The 26,219-nt window shown below is 45.7% G+C and carries 22 protein-coding genes, 1 tRNA gene and 2 pseudogenes; 13 read left to right on the top strand and 12 right to left on the bottom strand.

The window, feature by feature from the left end:
- Positions 1-471: 471 nt before the first annotated feature.
- Positions 472-1,584 carry a calcium/proton exchanger gene (cax, locus tag RID09_RS08735; RefSeq protein ID WP_446335554.1) on the top strand — a complete coding sequence of 371 codons (1,113 nt, stop codon included), beginning with the start codon at positions 472-474 and terminating at the stop codon, positions 1,582-1,584.
- Between the two features lie 41 nt (positions 1,585-1,625).
- Here the strand turns inward: cax and RID09_RS08730 are convergent, their stop codons facing one another.
- The 6 genes from RID09_RS08730 to RID09_RS08705 form a co-directional block, all read right to left on the bottom strand.
- Positions 1,626-3,422, bottom strand: coding sequence for an alpha-glucosidase family protein (locus tag RID09_RS08730; RefSeq protein ID WP_446335556.1), 1,797 nt, complete (start codon positions 3,420-3,422; stop codon positions 1,626-1,628).
- A 604-nt stretch (positions 3,423-4,026) separates the two neighbouring features.
- On the bottom strand, positions 4,027-4,938 hold the full coding sequence (gene menA, locus RID09_RS08725) for a 2-carboxy-1,4-naphthoquinone phytyltransferase (RefSeq protein ID WP_446335553.1): 912 nt from the start codon (positions 4,936-4,938) through the stop codon (positions 4,027-4,029).
- A 236-nt stretch (positions 4,939-5,174) separates the two neighbouring features.
- Positions 5,175-5,528, bottom strand: a complete 354-nt coding sequence (locus RID09_RS08720; protein WP_446335552.1) for a cytochrome P450 — start codon at positions 5,526-5,528, stop codon at positions 5,175-5,177.
- Between the two features lie 10 nt (positions 5,529-5,538).
- A complete protein-coding gene (locus RID09_RS08715) occupies positions 5,539-6,765 on the bottom strand; it encodes an RNA-guided endonuclease InsQ/TnpB family protein (RefSeq protein ID WP_446335551.1) in 1,227 nt (408 codons plus the stop codon).
- Positions 6,762-7,145 (bottom strand): hypothetical protein, encoded by a 384-nt coding sequence (locus RID09_RS08710; RefSeq protein WP_446335550.1) that lies wholly within the window; start codon positions 7,143-7,145, stop codon positions 6,762-6,764. The genes RID09_RS08715 and RID09_RS08710 overlap by 4 nt, the downstream gene beginning before the upstream one ends.
- Before the next feature lie 5 nt (positions 7,146-7,150).
- Positions 7,151-7,507 (bottom strand): cytochrome P450, encoded by a 357-nt coding sequence (locus tag RID09_RS08705; RefSeq protein WP_446335549.1) that lies wholly within the window; start codon positions 7,505-7,507, stop codon positions 7,151-7,153.
- Between the two features lie 73 nt (positions 7,508-7,580).
- On the opposite strand from RID09_RS08705, the gene RID09_RS08700 reads away from it, so the two are divergent.
- Both RID09_RS08700 and RID09_RS08695 read left to right on the top strand, forming a co-directional pair.
- Positions 7,581-7,922 carry a helix-turn-helix domain-containing protein gene (locus tag RID09_RS08700; protein WP_446335548.1) on the top strand — a complete coding sequence of 114 codons (342 nt, stop codon included), beginning with the start codon at positions 7,581-7,583 and terminating at the stop codon, positions 7,920-7,922.
- Positions 7,923-7,971: 49 nt separating this feature from the next.
- Entirely contained in the window at positions 7,972-9,417 is a 1,446-nt protein-coding gene (locus RID09_RS08695; protein WP_446335547.1) for an isochorismate synthase, read from the top strand.
- Positions 9,418-9,561: 144 nt separating this feature from the next.
- Here RID09_RS08695 and RID09_RS08690 read toward each other — a convergent pair.
- Positions 9,562-9,653, bottom strand: a tRNA-Ser gene (locus RID09_RS08690).
- Positions 9,654-10,337: 684 nt separating this feature from the next.
- On the opposite strand from RID09_RS08690, the gene RID09_RS08685 reads away from it, so the two are divergent.
- Positions 10,338-11,606, top strand: a complete 1,269-nt coding sequence (locus RID09_RS08685) for a glycosyltransferase family 4 protein (RefSeq protein ID WP_446335546.1) — start codon at positions 10,338-10,340, stop codon at positions 11,604-11,606.
- A 271-nt stretch (positions 11,607-11,877) separates the two neighbouring features.
- Here RID09_RS08685 and RID09_RS08680 read toward each other — a convergent pair whose 3' ends face one another.
- Positions 11,878-13,404, bottom strand: coding sequence for a 2-succinylbenzoate--CoA ligase (locus RID09_RS08680; protein WP_446335545.1), 1,527 nt, complete (start codon positions 13,402-13,404; stop codon positions 11,878-11,880).
- 94 nt (positions 13,405-13,498) lie between these two features.
- The gene (locus RID09_RS08675; RefSeq protein WP_446335544.1) at positions 13,499-14,845 is read right to left on the bottom strand and encodes a cytochrome P450; all 1,347 of its coding nucleotides are present in this window, start codon (positions 14,843-14,845) and stop codon (positions 13,499-13,501) included.
- A 164-nt stretch (positions 14,846-15,009) separates the two neighbouring features.
- Here RID09_RS08675 and RID09_RS08670 point away from each other — a divergent pair, with 164 nt between their 5' ends.
- From RID09_RS08670 to RID09_RS08660, 3 genes are all read left to right on the top strand, one after another.
- Positions 15,010-15,825 carry an aminotransferase class IV gene (locus tag RID09_RS08670; RefSeq protein ID WP_446335543.1) on the top strand — a complete coding sequence of 272 codons (816 nt, stop codon included), beginning with the start codon at positions 15,010-15,012 and terminating at the stop codon, positions 15,823-15,825.
- Positions 15,826-15,987: 162 nt separating this feature from the next.
- Positions 15,988-17,826 carry an ATP-dependent zinc metalloprotease FtsH3 gene (ftsH3, locus tag RID09_RS08665; protein WP_446335542.1) on the top strand — a complete coding sequence of 613 codons (1,839 nt, stop codon included), beginning with the start codon at positions 15,988-15,990 and terminating at the stop codon, positions 17,824-17,826.
- Between the two features lie 319 nt (positions 17,827-18,145).
- Positions 18,146-18,676 (top strand): NUDIX hydrolase, encoded by a 531-nt coding sequence (locus RID09_RS08660; protein WP_446335541.1) that lies wholly within the window; start codon positions 18,146-18,148, stop codon positions 18,674-18,676.
- Between the two features lie 318 nt (positions 18,677-18,994).
- On the opposite strand, the gene RID09_RS08655 is transcribed toward RID09_RS08660, so the two are convergent.
- From RID09_RS08655 to RID09_RS08645, 3 genes are all read right to left on the bottom strand, one after another.
- A complete protein-coding gene (locus RID09_RS08655; RefSeq protein ID WP_446335540.1) occupies positions 18,995-19,243 on the bottom strand; it encodes a DUF2283 domain-containing protein in 249 nt (82 codons plus the stop codon).
- A gap of 248 nt (positions 19,244-19,491) precedes the next feature.
- Positions 19,492-20,667, bottom strand: coding sequence for a GerMN domain-containing protein (locus RID09_RS08650; protein ID WP_446335539.1), 1,176 nt, complete (start codon positions 20,665-20,667; stop codon positions 19,492-19,494).
- Between the two features lie 949 nt (positions 20,668-21,616).
- Positions 21,617-22,714, bottom strand: coding sequence for a nuclear transport factor 2 family protein (locus RID09_RS08645; protein ID WP_446335538.1), 1,098 nt, complete (start codon positions 22,712-22,714; stop codon positions 21,617-21,619).
- Between RID09_RS08645 and murG the strand changes: the two genes are divergently transcribed.
- The 6 genes and pseudogenes from murG to RID09_RS08615 all read left to right on the top strand — a co-directional run.
- Positions 22,704-23,771, top strand: coding sequence for an undecaprenyldiphospho-muramoylpentapeptide beta-N-acetylglucosaminyltransferase (murG, locus tag RID09_RS08640; protein WP_446335537.1), 1,068 nt, complete (start codon positions 22,704-22,706; stop codon positions 23,769-23,771). The two genes, RID09_RS08645 and murG, sit on opposite strands and share 11 nt — an antisense overlap.
- A gap of 244 nt (positions 23,772-24,015) precedes the next feature.
- Positions 24,016-24,345: a hypothetical protein gene (locus RID09_RS08635; protein ID WP_446335536.1), complete on the top strand. Its 330-nt coding sequence runs from the start codon at positions 24,016-24,018 to the stop codon at positions 24,343-24,345.
- A 24-nt stretch (positions 24,346-24,369) separates the two neighbouring features.
- Positions 24,370-24,825 (top strand): annotated as a pseudogene (locus tag RID09_RS08630) (tetratricopeptide repeat protein); the annotation flags it as partial.
- Positions 24,798-25,016, top strand: coding sequence for a hypothetical protein (locus RID09_RS08625; protein WP_446335535.1), 219 nt, complete (start codon positions 24,798-24,800; stop codon positions 25,014-25,016). The pseudogene RID09_RS08630 and the gene RID09_RS08625, both read left to right, overlap by 28 nt.
- 301 nt (positions 25,017-25,317) lie before the next feature.
- A pseudogene (locus RID09_RS08620) lies at positions 25,318-25,893 on the top strand (APC family permease); the annotation flags it as partial.
- Positions 25,894-26,075: 182 nt separating this feature from the next.
- The coding region (locus RID09_RS08615) for a helix-turn-helix domain-containing protein (RefSeq protein ID WP_446335555.1) at positions 26,076-26,219 on the top strand (144 nt) is incomplete at its 3' end.

Genomic DNA, 26,219 nt, shown 5'->3' with positions numbered 1-26,219 from the left:
CTAGAGCAGTAGACTGGCTATCGCATCTACTGGTAGGTCTTTAACTCTTGCCGATAACGTAGTGCGCGTGACACTTAGGCTGGTAAGCATAACCTCAGCTAATTAGCTGAAGCTCCGTGTCTTTAGACCGGGGTTGCTTACTCGCACAAGTTGCTAAACTTGCATTTGGGGATGAACCTGTAACAATTTGTGCCTTTAATCTTGTATTCAACCGCAATATTTACTGAAAATCGATGAAACTTAATAGAACTTGCCATAAATTCACACAAGTTAATCGCACTATAGCAATTCTTGCCCATTATGGCATCTCTTGCTGGGGATCTGTAGGGGGCAGGGGAGTAGGGGAGAGCCTGTAGAGACATGTGGAACTATGGTGAGCAGGGGAGAGATGTTTCCCACTCAACAATCAACGAATGACAAATGACAATCCTCACCGTTAACTTTAATCTGTGCCCATCTGCTTATTTTTAGATGCTGAACAAAAACACGATTCTGTCTCTGTTGTTAATTTTTCTCCCCATTTCCATTGCCGCACATTTTCTGGAATGGGGATCAGCTATAGTTTTCATTACCTCCTGCCTGGCGATTATTCCCCTAGCGGCGTGGATGGGAAAGGCGACGGAAGAAATTGCGGTTGTGGCTGGACCTACCTTGGGTGGGTTGCTCAATGCCACGTTTGGCAATGCGACAGAACTGATTATTGCCCTCATTGCCCTAAATGCGGGTTTAGTCAATGTGGTCAAAGCCACGATTACGGGATCAATTATTGGCAACTTGCTGCTAGTCATGGGATTATCTATGCTGTTGGGCGGGTTGCGTTTCAAGGAACAGGACTTTCAACCGATTGTGGCGCGGGTGAATGCTTCCTCAATGAATTTGGCTGTCATTGCCATGCTACTACCGACGGCGATGGATGCCACGACGCCTGGAATTGATGAAGAAACGTTACAAGGATTATCGGTTGCCGTTGCTGGGGTGTTGATCGTGGTGTACGCCCTCACCTTACTGTTTTCCATGAAAACTCACAGCTATCTTTTTGATGTGGGTATGGTGGATATTGAGTCACAAGAGGGGGAAGCCGTTTCTAGTGAGGAACTGGAACATAAGGTGAATTTAAAGTTGTGGATTGGGGTGTTACTTGGGGTAACCCTACTGGTGGCGTTGGAGTCTGAACTATTGGTGGATACCTTAGAGGAAGCCACCTCCCAGTTAGGATTAACTGCCCTATTTACAGGCGTGATTCTATTACCCATTATTGGTAATGCCGCAGAACATGCCACAGCGGTGACAGTGGCGATGAAAAACAAGATGGATTTGTCGGTGTCGGTGGCGGTGGGATCAAGTTTACAAATTGCCCTATTTGTTGCCCCTGTCTTGGTGATTGCGGGTTGGTTTTTGGATCAGCCAATGGATTTGGATTTTCACCCCTTTGAACTGGTGGCGGTAGCCGTCGCGGTGTTAATCGCCAATTCCATTAGTTCTGACGGTAAGTCAAACTGGTTGGAGGGGATTTTGCTGCTTGCGGCTTATGTGGTTTTGGGATTAGCGTTTTACTTCCATCCGGTTGTGGAAGGTTTGGCATAACCTTGTAGAGACGTTGCATGCAACGTCTCTACACGCTACCCTTAATTCGACTTGAGTTGATAATCACAGCTCAGGGGCATATTACAAAAGAAGACACTATAGCCAGGAATTTCGATCGTATTACCCTGGCGATTGGTGGTAAAGCCTAATCCTTTAGTTTCCTCACACCCTGGATATCCCGACAAGTCATAGCGGGCAGATTCGTGACTCAAATTGAAAATACAAAGGATTCGCTGTTCGGCATATTGCCGGATAAAGGCAAAAATCGGTTCCTCCGTATCCAGAATTTCCAAGTTACCTGCTTCTAATGCCGGTTGTTTTTTGCGCCAGTGGAGTAAACGACGCCAGGTATTTAGGAGTGAATTAGGATCTTTATTTTGCAGATTCACCGCCCGTTGATAATGACTTTCGGGAACAGGTAGCCAGGGTTCTTCCGCCGTGGTAAATCCGGCATGGGGGGCATCCCCTTGCCATGGTATTGGTGTGCGCGAACCGTCTCGTCCTTTAATTGCCGGATAAAGGGCTTGACCAAAAGGATCTTTAATATCTTCTACAGGAATATCTTCAGGGATTCTTGCCTCGGTTAAACCCAATTCATCGCCTTGATAGAGACATATTGCGCCCGGTAAGGATAGAAGCAGTGCCGCAATCATCTGATAAAATTTTTCCGGATAAGGATTTCCCTGAGCATCCTTTCCAGTCCAGCGCGATCGCAGGCGACCATAATCATGATTGCCGACAATCCAACAATCACCACCTTGGGTAAAGTTACTTAACACTTTTTCCATCATCTGGCGCATCAGTTTAGCGCTGATGGGTTCATCGACGAGGAGTCCGCTATGGTACGCCATGTGCAACCGTTCATCACCTGCAACAAATTCACTGGCAAGGGCAATGGAGTCTTCACAGAACGTAACTTCGCCTAAACTAACCGTACCCGGATACTGATTCATTAACTCACGGATAGGTTTGAGGGCGTCTAAGGTTTCTCGACGGCAGAAGTTGTACTTAAACAGTTGCCGAACCACAGGATTATCGGGGGCGACACCATCAGGTAAAGACGCATCTTCTGGACGAACGGGGTTATCTCGCAATTGGGCGTCGTGCATGAAAAAGTTAGGCGCATCGATGCGGAAACCATCAATTCCTAACTCCAACCAGAATTTTGCCCGTACCAAAATCGCGTCAACCACATCTGGATTGTGCCAGTTCAGGTCAGGTTGGCTTTCTAAGAAATTATACATATAAAATTGTTTACGTTCCGGTCCCCATTGCCAAGCACTGTGACCCATAAATGCGGATAACCAGTTGTTGGGGGGCGAACCATCGGGCTTAGGATCTGCCCAAATATACCAGTCTGCTTTAGGATTATTTTTATTTTGCCGACTTTCTAGAAACCAGGGATGCTTATCAGAGGTATGACTCCAAACTTGATCTAGCATCACTTTCAATCCCATGGAGTGAGCCACAGCCAAAAGTCGTTTAAAATCCTCTAGAGAGCCAAAAAGCGGGTCGATATCCCGCATATCGGTAATGTCATAGCCAAAATCTTCCATCGGGGATTCATAAATTGGACACAGCCAGATGGCATCGACACCTAAAGAGGCAATGTAATCGAGTTGTTCAATAATGCCATTCAAGTCACCTACACCATTGCCATCACTGTCTTTAAAACTCTGTGGGGAAATCTGATAAATAACCGCATTCTGCCACCACTCGCCTTGGTGTTTCACATTACGAGCATCTTCCCACGTCCATGCCCGACGATTGAGTACAGGAGTTTGCCACCAATATTCTATCTTTTTAGTGGTATTTTCGTGGGGTTTTGCCGTATCCATAAGTTGCATGATTGAATCCTTTGTTAAAGATGAGTTTAGGAATAAGGACGAAGTAAATTGGCTGAAAATAATTGCATTCAACCTTAATCCTTGCCCTTATTTAAGTTGGGAATTGCAGGTTTGGTTCGGTTAAAGGGGATGAGCCTCAGCCGCCTGTCGTCTGGCACTCAAAGTCGGCGTCTGTTCGAGACTCTCTTGGTGACTATTGACAAACCATAATACTTGTGCATGAACTTCACTCAGCTTAGAGCGCTTCTGAATCTTAAGGTGAGTGAATCATGGACGACTAACTAAATTGTATGCTTCTGGAACTTAACATTACCTCCCTCCAAGGAGTTAACACTAACTCACCCAAATCTCGTTCAGGAGATGGAAATCTATCTCGGCAATTTTGTAAATAAATGTAAACAAAAAACGCCTAGCTTCAACGCTGGAGATGGCTCCAAACATTTAAATAGTTTAATTTAATTTTTTATACCTTATTTTAAAATGCAGCTTTCCTCTGTCCTAGTAGAGAATTAAGAAATAATACTCACCTGTCAAAATTATTCCCTAGCCTCCCCTGCTTTCAGGTTAAGTTAACACCTAGGTGAGAGGGAAGGCATCAATACCATAGATTAGGCAGGACAAAGCCCCACCCCAAGAATAGTCCACTCCAAAAATGCAGCTTAACGGCGATAAATTTACAATTGCTGACTTTTTCCGGTTGATCGTGATAGCAGCCAACATACTGCACTAACTCAAGGGCAAAGGGTAAACTCACAAGGATCAATCCTGTCCAAATCGGAAACATCCCCAAAACAATAAACAAACCTGTCAGGGCAACAATGCTGCCACTTAACCAAGGGAGTAATTTAGCACCGCGTTGAGTTCCCAAGACAACAATCGGCGATCGCTTCCCGGCGGCTATATCGTCCTCGACTTGGTGGAAATGGGAGCAAAATAAAATAATCGAGGTACTAATGCCAATAATCATTGAAGCAGCTAACCCCATTGACGAGAAGGTTTGGGCTTGAGAGTAGTAAGCAGCCGCCACCGCCATGGGACCGAAAGTAAAAAAGCAGATAATCTCGCCTAACCCTTGATAACCCAGTCGGAAGGGCGGACCTTGGTAACTATACCCCAAAGCGCAGCAAAGCAAGACGATACCAATCACCGTCGGGTCCCGTTGCCACCACGCGATCGCGATGATGCCCAGGATACCTACAGCTAAAAATAGATTACTCAACCCAAAAATCAGAGATTTATTTCCGGTTAAATTCACCAGTGAATGGGGTTTATTGCGATCAATCCCTGTCTCGGCATCAAACACATCGTTGCTAAGGTTAAGCCAAGCAATAATTAAAATAGCTGACAGTAAAAATGTGCCAAATATGCCCAAGTGAATGACATGAGTTTCCCGGTATGCTACAGCCGTGCCGATCCAGATGGGAATGATAGCCACGCTATACATCGGTGGTTTAAGCGCCGCTAACCATAACTTATTTTGGGAATGAGCAATGAACTTTGTGGTCATGATAGCAAGTTAGATATCCAGTAGACTAGCGCTGATCCAATTAGCAATCAAATCCTGGCTTCCCCTTTTTGGGTCTAGAAATCGGATCAAAAAGGTATCTTATTTTACAACGTATTACTGATAACTTATTACTTTTTCTTTAGATGAGTGAAGATGACGCTAGGTCTTTACGACCATGGGACAAGCATCAGAGGGAACAATGGTAATCCCTCGTCGCCACGGTCGTACAGAATAGGTCAGGTTCGGGATAGACATCCTGACGGCGGTGGGTTAAATAAATACAAAGCACCGCGCGCGATCGCTGTTGGCTCTAATTCATAACCTTGTATCCGCACGGATTCTTTCACCTGACGCGGCTGAGCAATTAAGGCAATGGGGTACAGTCGTAGCGCTTCTTTACAGACCGCCGTAAGATAGGGGAGTTGCGCGATCGCTTCAGGTTCAGGATGATCACCCAAGTTGTCTAACTCTCGTCTTAATTGCTCTAGGCATGACGGCTGACGATGCAGGCAGTAAAAAGCCCATGCTAAAGCGGAAGCTGTGGTTTCATGACCCAGCAGCAACAAAGTGATTAACTGGTCTCTTGACATCCTCACCGCCCTACAAGGACGGTGATTCCTTTCCAGTCAGCCCGTCAAGAAATGACTGCCTAGACTCTTGTTGGGTTGACAGTTCATCACACACTGCCTCTGGCGGGGTCTTACACGCGCTCCCTGTCCATTTAATGTCGTGGGTATGCCCTACCCCGACTCTTTCTATGTTTGCCGATGCGTTATCATCGCGATCGTGTTCCACCCCGCAGTTAACACAGACAATTGTCCTAACCGATAGGTCTAGCTTCCCCCATCGGTATCCACATTCAGAGCAAACCTGACTGGTAGGTTCCCATCGGCTAATGACCCGAAAATCTCGATTGTGCTTGTTAGCTTTGCACTCACACATTGACCGGAATTTATACCATCCAGCCTGAGATATTGCCCGTGATAACCTGCGGTTTCTTAGCATACCGCTAACGTTTAAGTCCTCTAAGGCGATCACTTGGTTTTCGTTGACCACCTTAGTAGACAATTTATGCAGGAAGTCCTTGCGCTTGTCCCTGATCCTTGCCTGCACTTTGGCAACCTTAGCCCGCATCCGGTGATACCGTTTGCTACCCCGTTGCCGTTTAGATAGCCGCCGCTGATGTCGTTTCAGTTTCCGGTACAGGTGGGAATAGTCCGGGCTATTAACTTTTTCCCGGTTACTACAGCACGCAAAGGTTTTCAACCCTAAATCGATCCCGATTGATGGGTTCTTGGGTGGGTTGATTTCTGGCTCTACCTCCACCACAAAGCTAAGGAAGTATCTGCCTGCACAATCCTTGATTACCGTAACTGAACTGGGTTCAGAGGGGAGAGGACGTGACCATTGGGTTTTAACCTTCCCAATCTTGGCTAAATAAACCTTGTTGTTTTTAATACTGAACCCGCCCCTGGTAAACCGGGCGGATTGGCGGTTGGTTTTCCGCTTAAACCTTGGTGGGTTAACTTTTCTACCCTTGCGTTTGCCTGACCGGGACTGGAAAAAGTTTTTGAAGGCTACCCCCAGAGCGGCAATGGATTGCTGGAGAGGAATAGCCGACACTACCCCTAACCATCCCCTTGCTTGGGTCTTTTTCGCTTTGGTGATACAAACCTTTTGCAACTCGGTGGTTTTGGGGAGCTGATCAGATTGCTGGCACAGGGCTAAGGCATCATTCCAGACTACTCGAACACACCCAAACAATTGTGCCAACGATTGACTTTGACCAGGTGTAGGGTAGATTCGGTACTGATACCTAGATTTCATGCCAAGTACAGGTGTTGATAGGGATATCCTAGCACACTAATAAAAAGTCCCCCTTCTAGGGGGATGCTTTTGACCCAAGCTTCCGGTAACTGGATATCGGTCATCGGTTGACCTGTTTGATCACGGGTAGAAATGAGCAGAGAGAGGATATCGTCTCCCTCAGGTTGAGTGCGACGTTGGGTAATCTCCTCATAAATTAAATCATCAATTTGCTGCCGTTGTCGCACAAACTTACCCCAGGGACTCCACTGACCCCAATCTTGCTGCAACGGTGTCCAGAAAAAATGGATCGAGTTCAAGGGGGAGGTGATATCGTTCAAGAATGGCTCAATGAGTTGTTTAAGCCTGTCATACCGAGCGCCAGAGTTAAGACCAAACACCACTCCTAATATGACCTGGAGGGAAATTTATGACATGTAGTCCCGAAGGCGAACAGATGAGCTGGACTGCCAATCCGCGATCGCGTCAGTCGTGAAGGTGATTGGATGAACGAAGAATCCCCCGCGTTTTCAACCGGGGGATTGTCAACCCACTCAAATTTGTCAGACTCAGTGGTAAATATGGATTGAATTGCCTGGGGGTGGCTGAAAAAGACTACAGGTGGGGAGTTCGTGCCCAGTAAGCGGAGGGTAAAGGTATCTCCATAACGCTGAGTACAGGTGTCGAGAAATTTAAGCGGCTGAGCGATGAGTTGCAGCGTTTGCACAAAAAACGGCAACTTCGGATCATCAGGCAATTTCATTCCAATTTTTCCGGGCTTAGGCAACAGGTAACAATATGCTAAGATAATACCGATATTGCAGGTATCCTTGCAAATGTTTAATCTGATTTACAAGTTCAAAGTAAAACCAACTAGCGCTCAGGTAGCCATCTTTCAGGACGGGCTAGAGCAATGTCGTCAGGTCTACAACTATGCCCTTAGAGAGCGTAAAGATTGGGTAAACTCGCGTAAAACTCCGATTAACGTTTGCTCAATTCTGTATGAATATATTATCCCGGCTGATGTCCCCGCACTAAAGTATAACAGTCAAGCCGTAGCATTGACTCAAGCGAAAAAATTTAATCCTGAACTGAGAAAAGTACAATCGCAAGTGCTACAACAAACACTCAAGCGGTTAGAGAAAGCCTTTAAGGGGATGTGGAACATTGGCTCATAATTTGTGCGATTGGGCAGAAAGGAAGAATCCCTCGTCTTTTAGTGAGGGAGTGTCAACATCTCATACCGATCGCTTGCCAAACCACAAGGAGCTATACCAGTTCCTTGTTGCTTGTCAGCAGGCATCTCTCGAGAAAGGCTGCACTCAAATTGCCAGTATTTCTGTGGAAATTCCCACGGTCGATCCACTGACTGTACTCCAGATTATCGGTGGAACTCAAAAATTTCAGTTTTACTTAGAAAAAAGAAGTGAGAATGAAGCCATTCTTGCTGTTGATGCGACTATCTATGCTGAACTTGAAGGAGTTAATCGGTTTCAACACGCCAAGACCGTCATCTATAATTATCTAAAAGACATTTGGATTTGGACTGAACGACAAAAAAATATCTCTTTTGCCAGACCTCACTTTTTTTGCTTTTTTACATTTTTTCCTTTAAGCAAAGATTCTCGGTTTTCATCAGCTACCATTTTTCTTCCTCGCTGGCAAGTGGCTTGTCGGAAAAACCGCTATACATTAGTTGCTAATGTTAAAGTTGACCCTCAAGTTAACCTAAAATTACTCCTGAAAGAAATATACAATCAGATTGCTGAAATTAAAGAATCAGAACATCAACCTCGTTTTCGGACAAGCATTAATTATTCACAATTAATAAATTCAAACTCAATCAATGCTGAATCCTTTAAGTCAGCCGTTGTATCAGCCTTAGAATCAATTCAGGCAAATCAATTTAGAAAAATTGTTCTCGCTAACGCCATTGATATTTTTTCGCACCAGCCCTTTAATGTCGTTAACTCCCTAGATAATCTGCGCCAACGCCATCCTGATTGCTATATCTTTTCAGCTAGTAATGGTAAAGGACAGAACTTTCTCGGTGCTAGTCCTGAACGCTTAATTAGTATTCGTGATCGTTTATTAATCACCGATGCCTTAGCTGGATCAGCACCCCGTGGAAGGACAGCCGCTGAAGACGCTGATTTTGGCAATCGCTTGCTTGGTTCTGAAAAAGAGCAGCGCGAACACCAATTTGTGCTAGATTTTATCACTCAACGTTTATCTGAGTTGGGACTCATCCCCCAATGTTTACCAGCTCCCCAACTGCTCAAACTCTCCAACATTCAGCATTTGTGGACACCGATTCAGGCACAACTTTTGACCAATGTCCATCCCCTAGATATTGTCGCCCAACTTCATCCTACCCCTGCTGTAGCAGGTGTCCCTACCCAGATTGTGCAAGAACAGATCCGCCGCTACGAAACTTTTGACCGCTCCCTATATGCAGCCCCATTGGGTTGGATAGATTATCAAGGCAATTGTGAATTCATCGTCGGTATTCGTTCAGCATTAATCGACAACAACCCACTTTCTGCAACTCAGGATAACACCTACCGCGCTCGACTCTACGCGGGAGCGGGAATTGTTGCTGGTTCTAAGCCAGACAAGGAACTCGCAGAAATCCAACTCAAGCTTCAGGCATTACTCAAAGCCTTGCTTTAGTTAGTTCGTCATTCGTCATTTGTCATGTCGTCATGAACCACCGTCTGGAACATGTTGTGCACCTACCACAAGCAGGCTTATGGCTGCGCCAGTATAGTGAACGGTGAATCTAATGGCTTGGTTCTACCGAAGGAGTTGATTGAACGGAGAGGGAGGGATTCGAACCCTCGGATAGGCCTTACGTACCTATCAACAGATTAGCAATCTGCCGCTTTCGACCACTCAGCCACCTCTCCAAGATGACCCTGACTATCATAGCAGATTAGAATCCCTTTTTGTCTAGTGGAGGCGGGAAATTACCTACCCTACCAGGTTGCGGTGAAATACCCTGAGTAGAGACGTAGCATACTACGTCTGTCACAAAAACTTCACGGACATTGCTCTTTACGCTGCTGTACGGGTGAAGCATTGGCGATATCTTCATATAACTAATTTTTTTTTTACATATTGCAACTTTAGGGTTTAGAAGCTATACTCTTCTCAAACGAGTAAAACTCAGCTCTTTTCATCAGCTTTTGCTAAGTCTGCACCTTTAAGCTGTAATACAACAACGATGAGGTTTCGTATGATATGTGGTGTAGTCTGGTAAAGCCCTCCATAACCTGAAAGAGATTCTTTCTCAAGCCCTATAGTAGGGAATTACCAGCCCAATCCGGGGTCGTTTCAGTTACTTAATTCTTTCTCTTGAAAAGTAGAAGGGAAGGATATGTGGTGCAAGTATTCCCACTCAAGGGTAGGTTCCCCCTTTGTTTATCGCAAGTTAAGGGTTCATAGCATTTACCATCCTATAGACTGATACGGACAAATCCCTAAGCGTTTAAGGTTTTCTCGCAAAAAACACGAACCCAGGGAAAAGCTGCACAAGAGTCAAACGCTTAATCCGCCTTAACCCTTGTTGAAATCGAGGATTAGACCAACTTATGAACAGTAAACGTAGACAGCATATTGCTCTCATCTCAGTTCATGGCGACCCCGCTGTAGAAATTGGCAAGGAAGAAGCGGGTGGACAGAATGTTTACGTGCGCCATCTGGGTGAAGCTCTTGCCCACCTTGGATGGCACGTTGATATGTTTACCCGAAAAGCTAGTGCTGATGATCTGACAATTGTAGAACATAGTCCACGGTGTCGGACTATTCGTTTGAAAGGGGGTCCAGATGCATTTGTCCCACGGGATAAGATCTTTGGCTATACCAGCGAGTTCTTAGATAATCTGCTGAGGTTTCAGGAGTGGGAAGGTATTCGCTATTCCCTGGTGCATACCAACTATTGGATTTCTGCTTGGGTGGGGATGCAGTGGAAAAAACGGCAATCCATTCCCCAAGTTCATACCTACCATTCTCTAGGTGCGGTAAAGTACCAGTCAGTAGAAGCGATCCCCATGATTGCTGGTACTCGCTTGGAAGTGGAAAAAGCGGTGTTAGAGACAGCCGAACGCACTGTGGCTACGTCTCCCCAGGAAAAAGACCAGATGCGATCGCTGGTTTCGAGTAAGGGTAATATTGAGATTATTCCCTGTGGCACAGATATTCAACGCTTTGGGGCGATTGACCGCACTCAAGCACGACAACAATTAGGATGGAATCCTGACGACAAAATCATCTTTTATGTGGGACGCTTTGATCCGCGCAAAGGCATAGAAACGCTAGTTCGCGCTGTAGGTTGCTCCCAGATACGCCATTATCCACAGGTAAAACTGATTATTGGCGGGGGATCTCGTCCGGGTCAAAGTGACGGGATTGAGCGAGAACGGATTGAGGCAATCGTTGATGAACTGGGGATGAGGGATATTACCACATTTACCGGACGCATTAGCGATGAACTTCTATCAGTTTACTATACGGCTGCTGATGTCTGCGTTGTTCCCAGTCACTATGAACCCTTTGGTCTAGTGGCAATTGAAGCTATGGCTTGTAGTACACCAGTTATTGCCAGTGATGTCGGTGGGTTGCAGTTTACTGTCGTACCCGAAGAAACCGGATTACTGGCATCGCCTAAAGATGAGGTAGCTTTTGCTGAAGCAATAGACCGGATTCTGTCTCACCCCGACTGGCGCAATCAATTGGGTCAAAGGGCAAGACAGCGGGTGGAGGAAAAGTTTTGCTGGGATGGTGTCGCGCATCAACTTAGTGACCTTTATCTTCAGTTAGTCCGAAACTCCTCCCAGGTGTTGGAACAAGCTAGCGCCTGAACTTCCCACCGCTGACCCCTATGGGAATGTGGACTTGGAGACTTCACAGGGGAATGCCAAAAGCTTGGGCTTACTCTATATTGGATATCTGCGTAGTTTATTGGTAGTTCACCCCATTTATTTCATGATTGAGACGGGCGGGTTTAGTCATATTAGGGTCAAGAATAAAATTAAGTTGTGAAACCCGCCCCTACAAAGTTATTATCCATACAAATACGCGGCTGCTTATAGCTGGGTTAATTTCCCGTAGTCTAAACTTCAGTACACAGCCCTACTGTGTAAGTTTTGCTAAAGCTATTTTTTTAACAAATTCATAATTCACTTTTCCTTGCTCATTACGGGGTAATTTTCCAATAGAAACCCAATATTTAGGCTGCTTAAACCGATTTAATCGATTAATCAGCGCCGCTTTTAAAACATCCACAGAAACCTCTGATAAACGAGGGACGTAAACCGCTGTAACCGCTTGCCCCCAATATTCATCTGGTACGCCAATCACACAAACATCACTCACTAATTCGGTAGCTAAAATAGCCGCTTCAACTTCTATTGGGAATATATTTTCACCCCCACTAATAATTTTATGGCTGTGTCGTCCGACAATATTTAAATACCCCTGATCATCAAAAAATCCCAAATCATCAGATTGCAGCGTTGAGATTTTATCAGGCGTTGCATTCATACATAATGCTTTTTCTTCCTCAATTGGTGATTGGTAATGGGGGAATTTTCCCTGATCTCCTGAGGAATAGTAACCCAAAGCCAAAGATTCTGCTTCAATCGTTACAATCCCTATTTGATTCGTCCCCAAAACTTCCCCAGTTGTACTGCGAATTGTAACTTTAGCGTGAGGGAGAACTTGACCGCAGCTATTATTCCCCGCCAGAAATGCATCCGGTTTCAGGGTAACCACTTGAGACGCCGTTTCCGTCATTCCATAGGTTGGCGCTAAACGAATATCCTGTTGTCTCGCCTCAGTTAAGAGAGACTCCCACGCTGGCGCACCACCTAACAAAACCGTGCGAAACTGGGATAACCAACTCGCTGCATTCACCCGGAGTAATCGTTGTAGCTGAGTGGGAACGAGGGAAATAAAAAAATCTCTGGGGTCAATATCTCGTCCTTTTCCCGCCACCACGTCTTTAAAGGGTAGACTAGCAAATCGTCCTCCCGTGGTTAGCGATCGCAGAAATTGCATCAACCCACTGACATGATACACCGGCAAGACGCAGAATGAGTTCACAGGCTTCTGGTCAAAATACTGATGAAACCCTCGCACCGACGCCATTAAGGTATCCCAGGTGTGCATGGCAAAGTGAATCTTACCAGAGGAACCTCCTGTGGGAATCATTATTTTAGGGTTCGGAGTAGGCACTTTAGTGCCATCAACGCTAAAGCGCTGACTACAAACGCCCAATTCAGTGACACCCATTGTAGCTTCCTTCTCCATTATCCATTGTCCGTTATTTTTGACGAATGACTCTTGAGGAATGACTCTTGACAAATCTCCCCAAATTAAATCGGGTTGGACTAATGCTAAAACATACTGCCATTCCTGTGGTGTCCAGTTGGGATTGCCTAAAAATACTGAACAATCGGCAGCAACAGCGGCGATAAATGCAGCAAGGAATCGGTAAGAGTTAGATTCAGCCAGAATAATCTTAGGAACTGTTTCAACTCGATCTAATTGATAAAATTGATCAAATATTTCCTGGTTTAATTCATTGAATTGATTATTATTCAAAGCAATCAACCAATCATTATTTCGCTGTTTTATAGAGGTTAAAATAGAATTCATTTTCTTAAAATCCCATACGAATTATTAGGGCGATTTTCGCAATCCAGCTAGGATAAACAATCAATTTTAATCCCTAAACCCGCCCCCTGCTCCCCTATCTCCCAGATTGCATAATTAACCTTACACCTGTGCTAGGCGCTAAGGTTGCACCCCGTCGCTGAGGACGCTCAGGTTGCTGTTGTGCCAGAGTTAGCTGATACTGAGAGACGATTTTGGCAAGGACTAATTTCATCTCAAATAATGCCAAAGCTTCACCAATACAGCGCCGTGTTCCACCACCGAAGGGGAAAAACTCATAGGGAGAAAACTTGCGTTCTAAAAAGCGTTCTGGTTTAAATTTATCAGATTGGGGATATAAATCCTGGCGATGATGGGTGAGATAAATACAGCCATAAACTTGGGTTCCAGGTTGTAGCTGATATCCCATCAGTTCAACGGGTTCTTTCACGGTTCTAGGTACAGTTAAGACAGCCACAGGATAAATCCGCAACGTTTCATGGCACACGGCTGTGAGATAAGGTAGACGAGCAATATCCAGAGGATCTGCTTCTTGACCGAGAGAATCCAATTCTTGCAATAGCTTCTTTTGCACGTCAGGTGATCGATAAACCCAATACAGCGCCCATGCGATCGCGGTGGCTGTAGTTTCGTGACCGGCTAGTAATAGAGTGAACAACTCATCATGCAATTCTTCATCGGTCATTGGTTTTCCTTCTTCATCCTGCGCCGATAACAGCAGGGTGAGAATGTCTGAACCAGAAGAGTCTTTCTGTTGACGGCGCTCTCTAATTTCCGCATAGATTAGTTGAGCAATTTGCTGCTGTAAGCGACGGAGGGAACCCCAAGGCGTCCAATCTTTCTGTAGGGCTGGGAAAAAGAGTAATCCTGATGTGAAGGGAGATTTAAATTGATCCATCAGAGTAGAAATTAGCGCATTCAGTTGACCAAAACGCTCTGGATCATGAATACCAAAAACAGCATTTAAGATAAGCTCTAGGGAGATTTTCTGAACCAAGGAACGAGCAATAAAGGTTTGACCCGGACGCAACTGCCGCATTACCTTCTCGGTTAGATCACAGATAAGTGTCCCGTAAGTTCGGATGCGTTCTCCGTGGAACGGTGGCATTAAAAGTTTACGTTCCCGACGATGGCGATCGCCTTCTAGTACAAATATCGAATGATCTCCGACAATTGGCTGTAAAAGTCTATTCGGAGGAGCTGTAAATTGCTTGGTATCATTGGTAAAAATCTGTTGTAGGGCTTGGGGATGACTGACAAACAATAGACAGGAATGATTGCCAAGAACAGGGGCATTGAAAATATCACCATACCGTTGTCCTGCTGCATCCATGTAATCCAGAGGATTAGTAATCCACTGAATCTTCTGCCACCATGGGGGGGCTTTGGGTCCATCGGGTTGTTTTTCTTTGACTTGAATCATAAGACGGGCAAGGATGATGGCTTTTATGGTGATACTAATTATCCATGATGTTAAGCTATATCCACCCCCCTGTAGTACCCCCTTTAAGCAGGGCTAATTCATTGTGTTCAGACGTGATCGGGAAAAATCTTGTCTGATTGGAGCGTACTACGAACTTTTTTCTTATGTCCCAAGTCGGTTATTGGTATAACGGTAAACTTATTCTCGGCGATCGCATCGAACTCGCGATTAATGATCCGGGCTTGATTTACGGTGCGACAACCTTTACCACCCTGCGCGTTTACCACCACTCCCTCTCCCACCCCTTAACCAATTGGGACGCCCATTGTGCGCGTTTACGTCGCAGTTTGCAGGTTTTTGGTTGGCAATTCCCTGACTGGGAGAGAATCCGCCACGGTGCAGAACAATTACTCCCCTCATTTGAGGTTCTGAGAATCGTGATTTTCCCGGATGGGCGAGAATGGATTACTGGGCGTCCTCTACCCGCCGATTTAAGCGAACGCCAACACCATGGTGTCATCGCCTGGTTAGCCGCAGCGCCCCACTTGCGCCGTTCCTTACCTACCTATAAAACCGGGAACTATCTGGGGGGATGGCTAGCGCTGCAAAAGGCACAACAACTCGGCGCTCAGGAGGCTATATTAGTAGATGATCAAGGGAATTGGTTAGAAACGAGTACGGGGAATCTTTGGGGCGCCAAAGACGATTGCTGGTGGACACCGCCGATTGATGTGGGGATATTACCGGGAGTGGCGCGATCGCAACTTATTAATTGGCTCGAACAGCAAGGATTAGAAATTCGGCAATTTCCCTGGAATCAGGAACGGGTACAGGAGTTCGACGCGATCGCGTATACCAATAGTGTCATGGAAATTATCCCCATTCACACCGTTCTGACGTCAGATCAGCCCTTTGAGTATCGCTCTCTTTCTGGTGTTTTAGCACCGTTGCAGTGTTTATTTGTGGAGTCTAAAAAATAATTACAGCCTCTTATTATACCACATCAATAGAAAATTAGCTCATTCCCTGCTTTTGACCAAACCAACTTCGCCAAATATTCTGATAGACGTTAACATTAGTTAATATAATCAGCCGATTCGACGTCATCACATCACATCCTAAGTCTTAGGAGGAAATCAGTAGTGAATAAAAAATGGAGAAATGCGGGGCTTTATGCACTACTAGCGATAGTAGTCATCGCCTTGGCAACAGCATTTTTAGACCAACCATCCCAAACCCGGGAAACCTGGAGATACGACCAGTTCATTGATAACGTTAACAGCAAGAAGGTCGAGATCGTTCAACTCAGTTCTGACCGCACTCAGGCAATGGTAACCTCTCAAGACGGTTCCCAGTACCTGGTCAACCTGCCTAACGATCCAGAACTAATCAGTATTCTCACCCAAAATAACGTAGATATTAAAGTTCGACCTCAGAGTGATGATGGTTTTTGGTTCAGAACCCTGAGCGGACTCTTCTTCCCCATCCTGCTTCTGGTCGGTTTATTTTTCTTACTGCGGCGGGCGCAAAATGGTCCTGGTTCTCAAGCGATGAACTTCGGCAAATCCAAAGCCAGAGTTCAGATGGAACCGCAAACCCAGGTGACCTTTGGCGATGTCGCGGGTATTGAACAAGCCAAGCTGGAACTCAACGAAGTGGTTGACTTCCTGAAAAACGCGGATCGCTTCACCGCCATTGGTGCAAAAATTCCTAAAGGGGTTCTGCTTGTTGGTCCTCCGGGAACGGGTAAAACCCTTTTAGCTCGTGCTGTTGCTGGGGAAGCTGGCGTACCTTTCTTCTCCATTTCCGGTTCTGAGTTCGTGGAAATGTTCGTAGGTGTGGGTGCTTCTCGTGTCCGCGACTTATTTGAGCAAGCCAAGAATAATGCTCCCTGTATCGTATTTATCGATGAAATTGACGCCGTAGGTCGTCAACGCGGTGCTGGCTTAGGCGGCGGTAACGATGAGCGGGAGCAAACCCTGAACCAGTTATTGACTGAGATGGATGGGTTTGAAGGCAATACGGGTATTATTATTATTGCCGCCACCAACCGTCCTGATGTTCTCGATTCAGCATTACTGCGCCCAGGTCGTTTTGACCGTCAGGTTGTCGTGGATCGCCCCGACTACGCCGGACGTTTGGAAATTCTCAACGTTCATGCTCGCGGCAAGACCTTAGCCAAGGATGTAGACTTAGAGAAAATTGCCCGTCGGACTCCCGGCTTCACGGGTGCCGATTTATCAAACCTGCTTAACGAAGCCGCAATTTTAGCCGCACGGCGCAACCTCACCGAAATTTCCATGGATGAGGTAAATGACGCCATTGACCGGGTATTGGCAGGACCTGAGAAGAAAGATCGGGTGATGAGCGAGAAGCGCAAGCGGTTAGTGGCGTATCATGAAGCCGGTCACGCCTTGGTCGGTGCGTTAATGCCCGATTATGACCCAGTGCAGAAAATTAGTATTATCCCACGCGGTCGGGCAGGTGGATTAACCTGGTTTACCCCAAGTGAAGACCGCATGGATTCTGGGTTGTATTCCCGTTCCTACCTGCAAAATCAAATGGCGGTAGCTTTGGGGGGTCGAATCGCTGAGGAAATTATCTTCGGTGAAGAAGAAGTGACCACCGGTGCTTCTAACGACTTACAACAAGTTGCTCGCGTCGCACGGCAAATGATCATGCGCTTTGGGATGAGCGATCGCCTCGGTCCTGTCGCCCTAGGACGGCAAAATGGCAATATGTTCTTAGGACGGGACATTGCCTCAGATCGGGATTTCTCCGACACCACCGCCGCAACGATTGATGAAGAGGTGCGTAAGTTGGTGGATGAAGCATATCATCGTGCTAAAGATGTCTTGGTGAATAACAAACACATCCTGGACAAATTATCTGCAATGCTGATTGAGAAAGAAACCGTAGATGCTGAGGAACTGCAAGAACTCTTAGCCGAAAACGACGTTAAGATGGCTGCGATCATTTAATTTTCCAGTCTGTAATAATGTTTAGGGCAGCGTTAGCATACGCTGTCCTTTTTTTTGATGATGCAACGGATGTAATGTTCCAGACGTACCATGGCGCGTCTGGAATCAGGGGAAGCAGGGGGAGCAGGGGGAGCAGGGGGAGCAGGGGGAGCAGGGGGAGCAGGGGAAGGGAAAGGGAAAGTTATATCTTTGAATGCAACTTGGTATCACAACTATCTTTTTGGTTGCACAAGGGATGTGACTAAACCCGCCCCGACTGTGGTAGTTTCTTGGATGCGTTGTAAAACAATATTAATAAGCCTATTAACGAGCATTACAAATGATGAGTAAAGAGAAAATTATTTTTCGCACCGATTGGATTACGGTTAAGGAAACGGCTAGGGGCTATCACTACCTAGAACGAAAGGGACGAGATTCAGTGGCGATATTTCTGATCAGAAAAAGTCAGAGTAACAACGGAGGATATGAGGTTCTGATTAGACAGCAGCCGCTTTGTATCGATATTCCCGATATTAATCAAGAACATCGACTCTATCCTTGTCCCATTACTGGGGGTATCGATGCAGGGGAATCGCCAGAGGAAGCGGCGGTTAGAGAGGTGGATGAAGAAGCGGGATTTTCGGTTCAGGTTCTGCCCTTGGGGAAGTATATTGGGGGGTCTCAAACCAATGAAATGTGTTATATGTACTATGCCGATGTAACGAATATAGAGCCGGAGATTGCGCGGCAAGATGGCAGCTATTTTGAATCGATTAGCCATAATGAATGGCATCCGTTGGATTATTTGAATGAATGCGATTATTCAGCCTGCCAGATTGGGTATTTTCGGCTCAAATCTATTCTTGGATAAAATATGGCGTGGTGGATTAGAATCGTAGGGGCGCACCGACGTGCGCCCTTTTACCGCACGCTAAAAAAGGGCTTTGTTTGTAGTAAGCACCTTAGTGCTTTAACGCCTAGCTTTAGAGGGCTAAGGTTCCCTCACTACAAAACAAATCTATTCCACCATTTTAGCTGTGCCACGCCGCCATCGTGGGGAGAGCGATCGCGAAGCGTTCCCGAAGGGTAGGGTAGCGTAACGCACCTTCACCTCTAGACTCGCCGTCTTTTTGAGTCGCTAATTTAATAATTTATTTCGCTTTTTGCACCGACTCCCGCCTGTTGTGGTTTAAACCAGGGTAAGCCAACCTAAAACATCTCTTAAAAGCTTTTTTTCCTCCTGGGTGAAAGGAAAATTCACATTTTTGATCGAGTCGGGGTTTTTTTGACTTAGATTTAAAATCTCAATGCCCACAATGGTATCATTTTCGTCAAAGTCATAAACAATGCCGGGGCTGATTTCTTCAGACTCAACAATTATTGAATCCTTAAGTCGGAAATAGACGGCTTCAGTCTCTTGATCAAAATCTATCCTCATAATGTCCCCTTACGCTTGCGATCAAAATAAACAGAGATGTTGACATTTAATAGCCAAATAAGTAGGTTGGGTCGAGGAACGAAACCTAACAAAAATAATATAATACTGTTGCCATAAAGATTAAGACTCAATACTGTTCGGATAAGCGCTCATACCTAATCCGGGTTAACCACCTCCGTTATAACCCAGTCCGCGCAGGCGGACTTTGTTTGTGTAGCTGTGACTTCCTCCTCGCCCAGTCTCTTTGATTAAATTCCACCCGGTACAACATCTAGACAGCCTTCGAGATAATCCACTTCTGGGAGTTGACCGATAATAATTTTGGTCACCTTCGTTCCATCCGTGGCAAACTTCAGGCGCAAATTTTGGTCTTTTTGACTTTGAGGGACAAATGTCAGGAAATGACCCTGTTCTGAATAGGGTAAGGGATTCACCTGAAGCCGTCCTCCATAAAGAGATTTAACCTGGTTTTCTGTATCGCCAACCCTTGCACCACTGACAGTTCTAGGGCGAGAATCTCCAATATCAATTCGGGCAATACGTCCATTTCTCACCATAAACGTCGTATCACCCAGTCCTTCTGGAGTTTTAGTGGGCTTATAACTAGCACAAACAGGATTAGGATTGGAACTTAAGGGGACTAAATCAATACCCGCAGCCTGGGAAGCTTCGCGAACAGTCATTCCTAACATGACAGGTCCAACGCCATTGATCGCAATTTGGGATATAGGAGTTAGCTTCTCAGGATTAGGTCCTTTACCCAGGCAAATATTCTCTCCACTTTCATCACCTAAACAGTTCCCATTTTGGTCGAGGATTCTGACATAGCTAACCGTCGAAAATTGTTTAAGAGTTGCCTCAATTGCGCTTTTCGTTCGCGCTGAATCACCAATACCACCGTGAATCATTCTTTTACAAAATTGCAATTGAGCAACGCCATCATTGATAGAAACAGTAAAATCTTGACCACAGTTAGAATTGCCACTCAGAGGGGGAACGGCGGCGAGTCCCTGCTGTTTTTCTGAGGAGGTGGGACCTGCGAGAAGTTGGGCGATCGCGAATTGGGCAACCCCTGGACTGGATGTGGTTCGCCAAACGGATTTAGTGTTAGTGAAATCTTGAGATCTGGCGACTGGAAAAAAGACTTTAACTTGGCGTTGAACGCGAGATTCAGCCGCGTCTGGGGATTGTTTCACCTCTGAACGGCGTTCAGGTGATTCAGCTTGGGATAAGTTAGTTTTGGGTAACTCAGCTTCGGATAACTCAGTTTCGGATAACTCAGTTTCAGTTTGGGATATTAGAGTGGAAAACTCACTCTGATTGGCAGGTTGTCCGCAAGCATTGAGTCCCACTAGAGAAACGAGTAAGAATCCTAGTAAAGGAGAAAAATATGGCTGTAGGTTTTTATTTTTTAGCTTGTTCATTGGTGCCATTGGTGAAAGGAGTGCTAATCTATAGGTTCAAATTTACAGGATTAAGAATTGGCTAAACCAGAAATCAAGGTCATGAATTTATGCCCAAAATTTGAGGTTAAATCGGGCGCAAAGTATTGCGATCGTAAGTTGAATGTCACTGAATTAAGGCTGGTGGGCATTGCCCACCCTACGGTATATCAAAGGTTTTGGTGATCTCACACTGTTTATTTCAGTGCCATTCATCCTAAGTTTGCGGGTGTAAGCGTCATCCCTCAAATTAGGTGTGCCACGCCACTAAAATTTTGCTTGTCTTGTCAAAAAAATGTCACATTACCTAGAGAACAGAAGCCAATGGAGAAGGCTAAACTTCCTCATTGAACAGCTTTTCTTCTCTACCCGCCTATCGACTCATTGCTGCAAGAAAAGTTCCGCAGATTAGGCTAAATATCGCAAAAATAGCCTCTGATACAAGACGCGATCGCGACATCCATCGGTTTGATATGTTTAGCCTTTTGTAGCTTAATCTCGTATCACCTGACTTCCCCCTGTCAGTTCACCCAATCGGGTGAAGATTATCAACTAATTTTTGATTAAATAGGTAAAACTATATTTTAATCAGGCTTTTGATCTAGCTTTACTCCGGAAAATTGGTTGGAAGCCTGTTAAGAAAAGCCCATAACTTGAAAGAAATATGTTCTGACACAGGGGATTGAGTAAAGGGCGATCAGAACGTCTGTAGGGGCGGGTTTCACTACTATCTTTTCGGTTGCACAAGGGATGTGACTAAACCCGCCCCGACTCAGGTTTCTAGACTTCCCGTGAAAAGTTAGATCAGTTATCAGGAGCAGGGGGAGCAGATGAGGCAGATGGGGGAGATGGGGAAGATGAGTAAGTTCACTCAAAACTCTACCTTACCAGTTAACTGTTCACTGTTCACTGTTCACTGATAACTGACAAATCACCGATCAACAACATTCAAGCGTCGAGTAATCATAGTCATCCCATCACCCCGAATCAATACGGCTGAAATCCAGCGATCCTGGGGGTTTAAGGGCGCTCGTCCCACTTTAAAGATGCCGCCTGCGGATAGTAAATCCAATTCAAAGTCACTGGGTTGGCTGTAGCGATCGCGACTGATCGGTTCTTCTAAGGCTGTTCCCAATAGCAGGTTATCTCCTAGGGGTTCTTGGACGATCACATCAAAGTTAAACGACTGACCAATACGCACCTGTTCCGGTAGAATCACTTGCAGGTTAGGGGGATTGACGCCAGAGGTGAGTTGGGAACGTTCTGCCAAAATTTCCGAGGAAACGATTTTTTGGTTTTCGTAGCGTTGGCGCGATCGCAACGTGGATTCGAGTTTAATCATCGTACCGCCGTTTGGCTGAGTTCCGGTTACGGTGGTTACTGTTTCCGCCACCATACCATCGCCTTGATTTTCCCAAGACTGTAACTCGGTGCGATACATCAATTGGGGATAGCGTTCCCACAGTTGCTTCAGGGCTTCCTCCATCTGGACATGAGTCAAGCCATCAGAATGTTTAAAATCCTGGCTATAGAACTGCATCACACCCTGCACATCTTGGCGATTTGCTGCTGCATCGATTTGCGCCAGGAGTTCTTTTAGCTGAGGTGGGGCGGTTGCTGGATCTTCTGCTTTTGTCGCGGTTGCCCATCCCACAGTTAAACCCACCGCCAAGAACAAAATCATTGACCCATTCAGGGAATACGCCTTGGTTTTCGCACTCAAGGAACCTGACTTTTCACACCCTGGGGAGAATTCAAAGCCGCTCTCTAACCCCCCTTTCAAAGGGGGGCAAGGGGGGATGGAGAGAGGTTTTCTATATCCCGTGAAAAGGACACTCAAGGAACGGGAAACGCGACGAAATAAATTGACCGGATGGTGCATTAGGGGCATCGTAGGAAATAGTTTAATAAAGAAATTGGCTTCCAATTGGACAGATAAAATGGTATATTCGCTTGCTTTACTACCAATTCTCGATTTTAACTCGACAGAATAGTCGCCTTTAGGAGGAACAACGACCTTGGCTGACACTCCAATTCGCTTATTGATTGCTGCCAGTGGCACAGGAGGACATTTATTTCCGGCGCTGGCGCTAGCTCAACAGTTACCAGAGTACCAAATTGAGTGGCTGGGCGTGCCGAACCGTGTGGAACAATCGGTGATTCCCCAACACTATCCCCTGCACAAGATTCCTGTCGAAGGCTTTCAGAAACCCTTGGGACTAAATACAGTTCGCATTTTTGGACGCCTCGTGGGTTCTATTCGACAGGTGCAGCGACTCATCCAAACCCGGCAATTTGATGCTCTGTTTACCACAGGCGGTTATATTGCAGGACCTGCGATCGTCGCGGCACGTTTACAGGGATTGCCTGTTATTTTACACGAATCCAACGCCATTCCCGGAAAAGTCACCCGCTGGCTGAGTCCCTTGTGTAATCAGGTGGCGCTAGGATTTGACGCCGCCTCGAAGTATTTACCCAAAGCCCATACTGTCACCGTGGGTACACCCGTTCGGGCTGATTTTAGGAAGCCTCAGCCCTTAGATTTACCGATTCCCGAAAATGTGCCTTTAATCGTCGTAGTTGGCGGTTCCCAAGGAGCGGTTAGTGTGAATCAACTCGTGCGTCAATGCGCCAAGACTTGGTTTGAATTGGGCGCTTGGATGGTACATTTAACCGGCGAGAAAGATCCAGACGCTTCCACTTTAGAGCATCCCCACTATATCGAAATGCCTTTTTATAACAACATGGCAGCCCTACTACAACGGGCGAATTTAGCCATTAGTCGGGCGGGTGCAGGTTCGTTAACGGAACTGGCGATAACGGGGACACCGGCTATTTTAATTCCTTATCCTTACGCCGCAGAAGATCACCAAAGCTTTAATGCCGCTAGTTTTGCCCAAAAGGGAGCGGCTCTTGTTTTTCCTCAATCTGAACTCACCCCCGAATTACTCGAAAGTAAGGTGTCCTATTTGCTCAAATCTCCGGAAATTCTCCAGCAAATGGCAGAAAAAGCTGCATCGTTAGCGGTAACGGATAGTGCGGAACAATTAGCAACATTGGTGCGTAGGCTGGTGGAGAAAAAATAAGATAGCTTGGCGGTTAAAACCGCAGCTACACAAACGAAACCTGCCTACGCAGGTTTGATATCTGTTGTCGAATTCGCGATGTCGATATTTTCCAGGATATCCCACTGTAATACACCAAAACAAGAGTAGAACAGAGCTTTCTCAGGTTAAAGGATGACCTGGTTTTGTCTAGCACAAGTCCAGTTATGGGTAAATGGGTCTAGACTTTTAGAAACTTGGAGCAACACCTTAGTGAAAAATACTCATGATACGTCAAACTGAAGGAGCAGGATTTAAACTTGCCGCCACTGCCATTATCTGGGGATTTGCCACGGGAATGCTAGGGATTTGCATTCCATTAGTTTCGATGACTGAAAATGGTGTTATTTTACCATTAGCGGTGATTATAGGAGCTAGTTTCACTACGACCGTAGTTTGGTTATCGTTCAATCGAGTATCTAGAAACACAGTGGAGTTGAGCAACAATATTGAGTCGTTAAAGGAACAGGAAGCGATTTTAGACACTATGGATAACCATGAAAACTTTGATGAGCCAAATAGTATAAAACTACTGAAACCTAGAGATAATAGCTAGAAAACCATTACCTTCAAACGGATCATGGACTGGATTACTTTACTGCGATCGCAACAAACCGATTTTATTCAACGGCTGAAATCTGGACATCTGCTGCATTGTGATGTAGAAGGACAGCACAGCGAGTTAACGGTTATCTCCGGTGAGAGATTGACACAGCTAAGAGACTTTTGTTGGCAGATGGCGGAAAAGTATAAACGCAATTCTTCCGTTCGTGATGTCTTTATTAACAACCTGAAGGGAAAACTAGCTGAGGAAGTTGTTAAAGCGCGTTTAGGTGATTGGGTGACTGAGATTGACTATGAACAACGGTTAGGTGGTGACGGTAAAGTTGATTTTACGCTGACTTGTGCACCGGATGTTGGCATTCAAGTTAAATCACGGTATGGCAGTATTGATACAGTTCAATGGTCAATTAGTCCTGAAGAAGCCTATAAAAATCATGTCTTAGTTTGTATTTTAATTCAAGAGGAGGTGAATGTCGTGAACTACTTAGACAGCAGTGTCATTTAATATCCTTTGATGGCAAGGTTGCTTGCATAGGAATTCATACCAAAACTTTGTTAAAATTAGTTGAAGAGAAACTACCAAATATTCAAGCTGCTTTTAAGAATGTTTGCCACTCTGATATTAAAGTAAGCTTTAAGGTAGCCGCACCAGATAAAGACTAAACATTCAAAGACTTAAGTTCACAAGTAGTCACAGTAGCCACCTTACTATCATAACCTGAATCTAGGTAAAAAAGAGAGCGATCGCGCTAATTTTATTGCACTGAATTCAGGCTGGTGGGCATTGCCCACCCTACAGTATATTAAGGATTTCGGCGATACCAAAATGCACGCTTTTCAGTGCCATTAAGCCAAAATTCCCTCAATTTCTTGTCGCCTGTATCGTAGATCACTCGACACGAAATTCTACCCCATCATACTTGGTACGATAAGCAGCATAATGATGACTCAGGGGAGTGTCTCTATGCCAAAATCCAACGCGCCACCCTCGCTGAAACGAGAATTGGATGTCCGGGGTGCTATCCTAGTCGGACTGGGTTCGATGGTGGGAACCGGGGTATTTGTCAGTATTGGTATCGCCGCCGGAGTCGCTGGAACAGCGGTAATCTTAGCCGTCGCGATCGCAGCTTTACTCGCCGCCTGTAATGGGTTAAGTAGCGCCCAACTCGCGGCGAATCATTCCGTTAGTGGCGGGACTTATGAATATGGGTATCGCTATCTTACCCCTTGGCTGGGCTTTACTGCCGGTTGGATGTTCCTCTTAGCGAAAACAGCATCAGCGGCGACGGCGGCTTTGGGGTTTGCGGGTTATTTGTTAAATGCGTTGCGTCTGGATGCGAATCAATGGTTAGTCCCCATGGCGCTGGTTACAGTGGTTATCTTGACGCTAATTGTCTTAGGGGGAATTCGCCGTTCTAACCTAACTAACCTAATTATCGTTTCCGTTACCCTACTCTCGCTGATGATCTTTATCATCACGGGTTTACCTCACATTACCCCTGAGAATTTTACCCCCTTTTTCCCAGATGACACCCCAGATAAAAGTGCGATCGCGTCGTTACAGGATAGCGATGGTGAAAGCCCCTGTGTTTCAACCAGGGGATGAAACTTTCGCGTTGCGTTCAGCAAAGCAAATTTAGTTGCGAGTTTAATCTATCCTGATAACACTCAATAAATAGTGTAGTATAATGAGTGTTAGATACATGGCTAACGCCCTAGCAAATGTTTACTTTAATTTACGAGATTAAACTAAAACCAACTAGCGCTCAAATAACCATCTTTGAGGAAGGGCTAGTGCAGTGCCGTAGGGTATACACCTACGCTTTAACTGAGCGCAAGAATTGGGTAAATTCTCGAACATGTCCG

This window comes from Coleofasciculus sp. G1-WW12-02 (assembly GCF_040219735.1).
Lineage (GTDB): Bacteria > Cyanobacteriota > Cyanobacteriia > Cyanobacteriales > Coleofasciculaceae > Coleofasciculus.
This window is presented reverse-complemented; position numbering and strand designations above follow the sequence as displayed.

Bases quoted from the DNA above. Each gene is read 5' to 3' on its own strand.
- cax (WP_446335554.1), top strand. From the start codon at position 472: ATGCTGAACAAAAACACGATTCTGTCTCTGTTGTTAATTTTTCTCCCC.
- RID09_RS08730 (WP_446335556.1), bottom strand. From the start codon at position 3,422: ATGGATACGGCAAAACCCCACGAAAATACCACTAAAAAGATAGAATAT.
- menA (WP_446335553.1), bottom strand. From the start codon at position 4,938: ATGACCACAAAGTTCATTGCTCATTCCCAAAATAAGTTATGGTTAGCG.
- RID09_RS08720 (WP_446335552.1), bottom strand. From the start codon at position 5,528: ATGTCAAGAGACCAGTTAATCACTTTGTTGCTGCTGGGTCATGAAACC.
- RID09_RS08715 (WP_446335551.1), bottom strand. From the start codon at position 6,765: ATGAAATCTAGGTATCAGTACCGAATCTACCCTACACCTGGTCAAAGT.
- RID09_RS08705 (WP_446335549.1), bottom strand. From the start codon at position 7,507: ATGAAATTGCCTGATGATCCGAAGTTGCCGTTTTTTGTGCAAACGCTG.
- RID09_RS08700 (WP_446335548.1), top strand. From the start codon at position 7,581: ATGTTTAATCTGATTTACAAGTTCAAAGTAAAACCAACTAGCGCTCAG.
- RID09_RS08685 (WP_446335546.1), top strand. From the start codon at position 10,338: ATGAACAGTAAACGTAGACAGCATATTGCTCTCATCTCAGTTCATGGC.
- RID09_RS08680 (WP_446335545.1), bottom strand. From the start codon at position 13,404: ATGAATTCTATTTTAACCTCTATAAAACAGCGAAATAATGATTGGTTG.
- RID09_RS08675 (WP_446335544.1), bottom strand. From the start codon at position 14,845: ATGATTCAAGTCAAAGAAAAACAACCCGATGGACCCAAAGCCCCCCCA.
- RID09_RS08670 (WP_446335543.1), top strand. From the start codon at position 15,010: ATGTCCCAAGTCGGTTATTGGTATAACGGTAAACTTATTCTCGGCGAT.
- RID09_RS08660 (WP_446335541.1), top strand. From the start codon at position 18,146: ATGATGAGTAAAGAGAAAATTATTTTTCGCACCGATTGGATTACGGTT.
- RID09_RS08655 (WP_446335540.1), bottom strand. From the start codon at position 19,243: ATGAGGATAGATTTTGATCAAGAGACTGAAGCCGTCTATTTCCGACTT.
- RID09_RS08650 (WP_446335539.1), bottom strand. From the start codon at position 20,667: ATGAACAAGCTAAAAAATAAAAACCTACAGCCATATTTTTCTCCTTTA.
- RID09_RS08635 (WP_446335536.1), top strand. From the start codon at position 24,016: ATGATACGTCAAACTGAAGGAGCAGGATTTAAACTTGCCGCCACTGCC.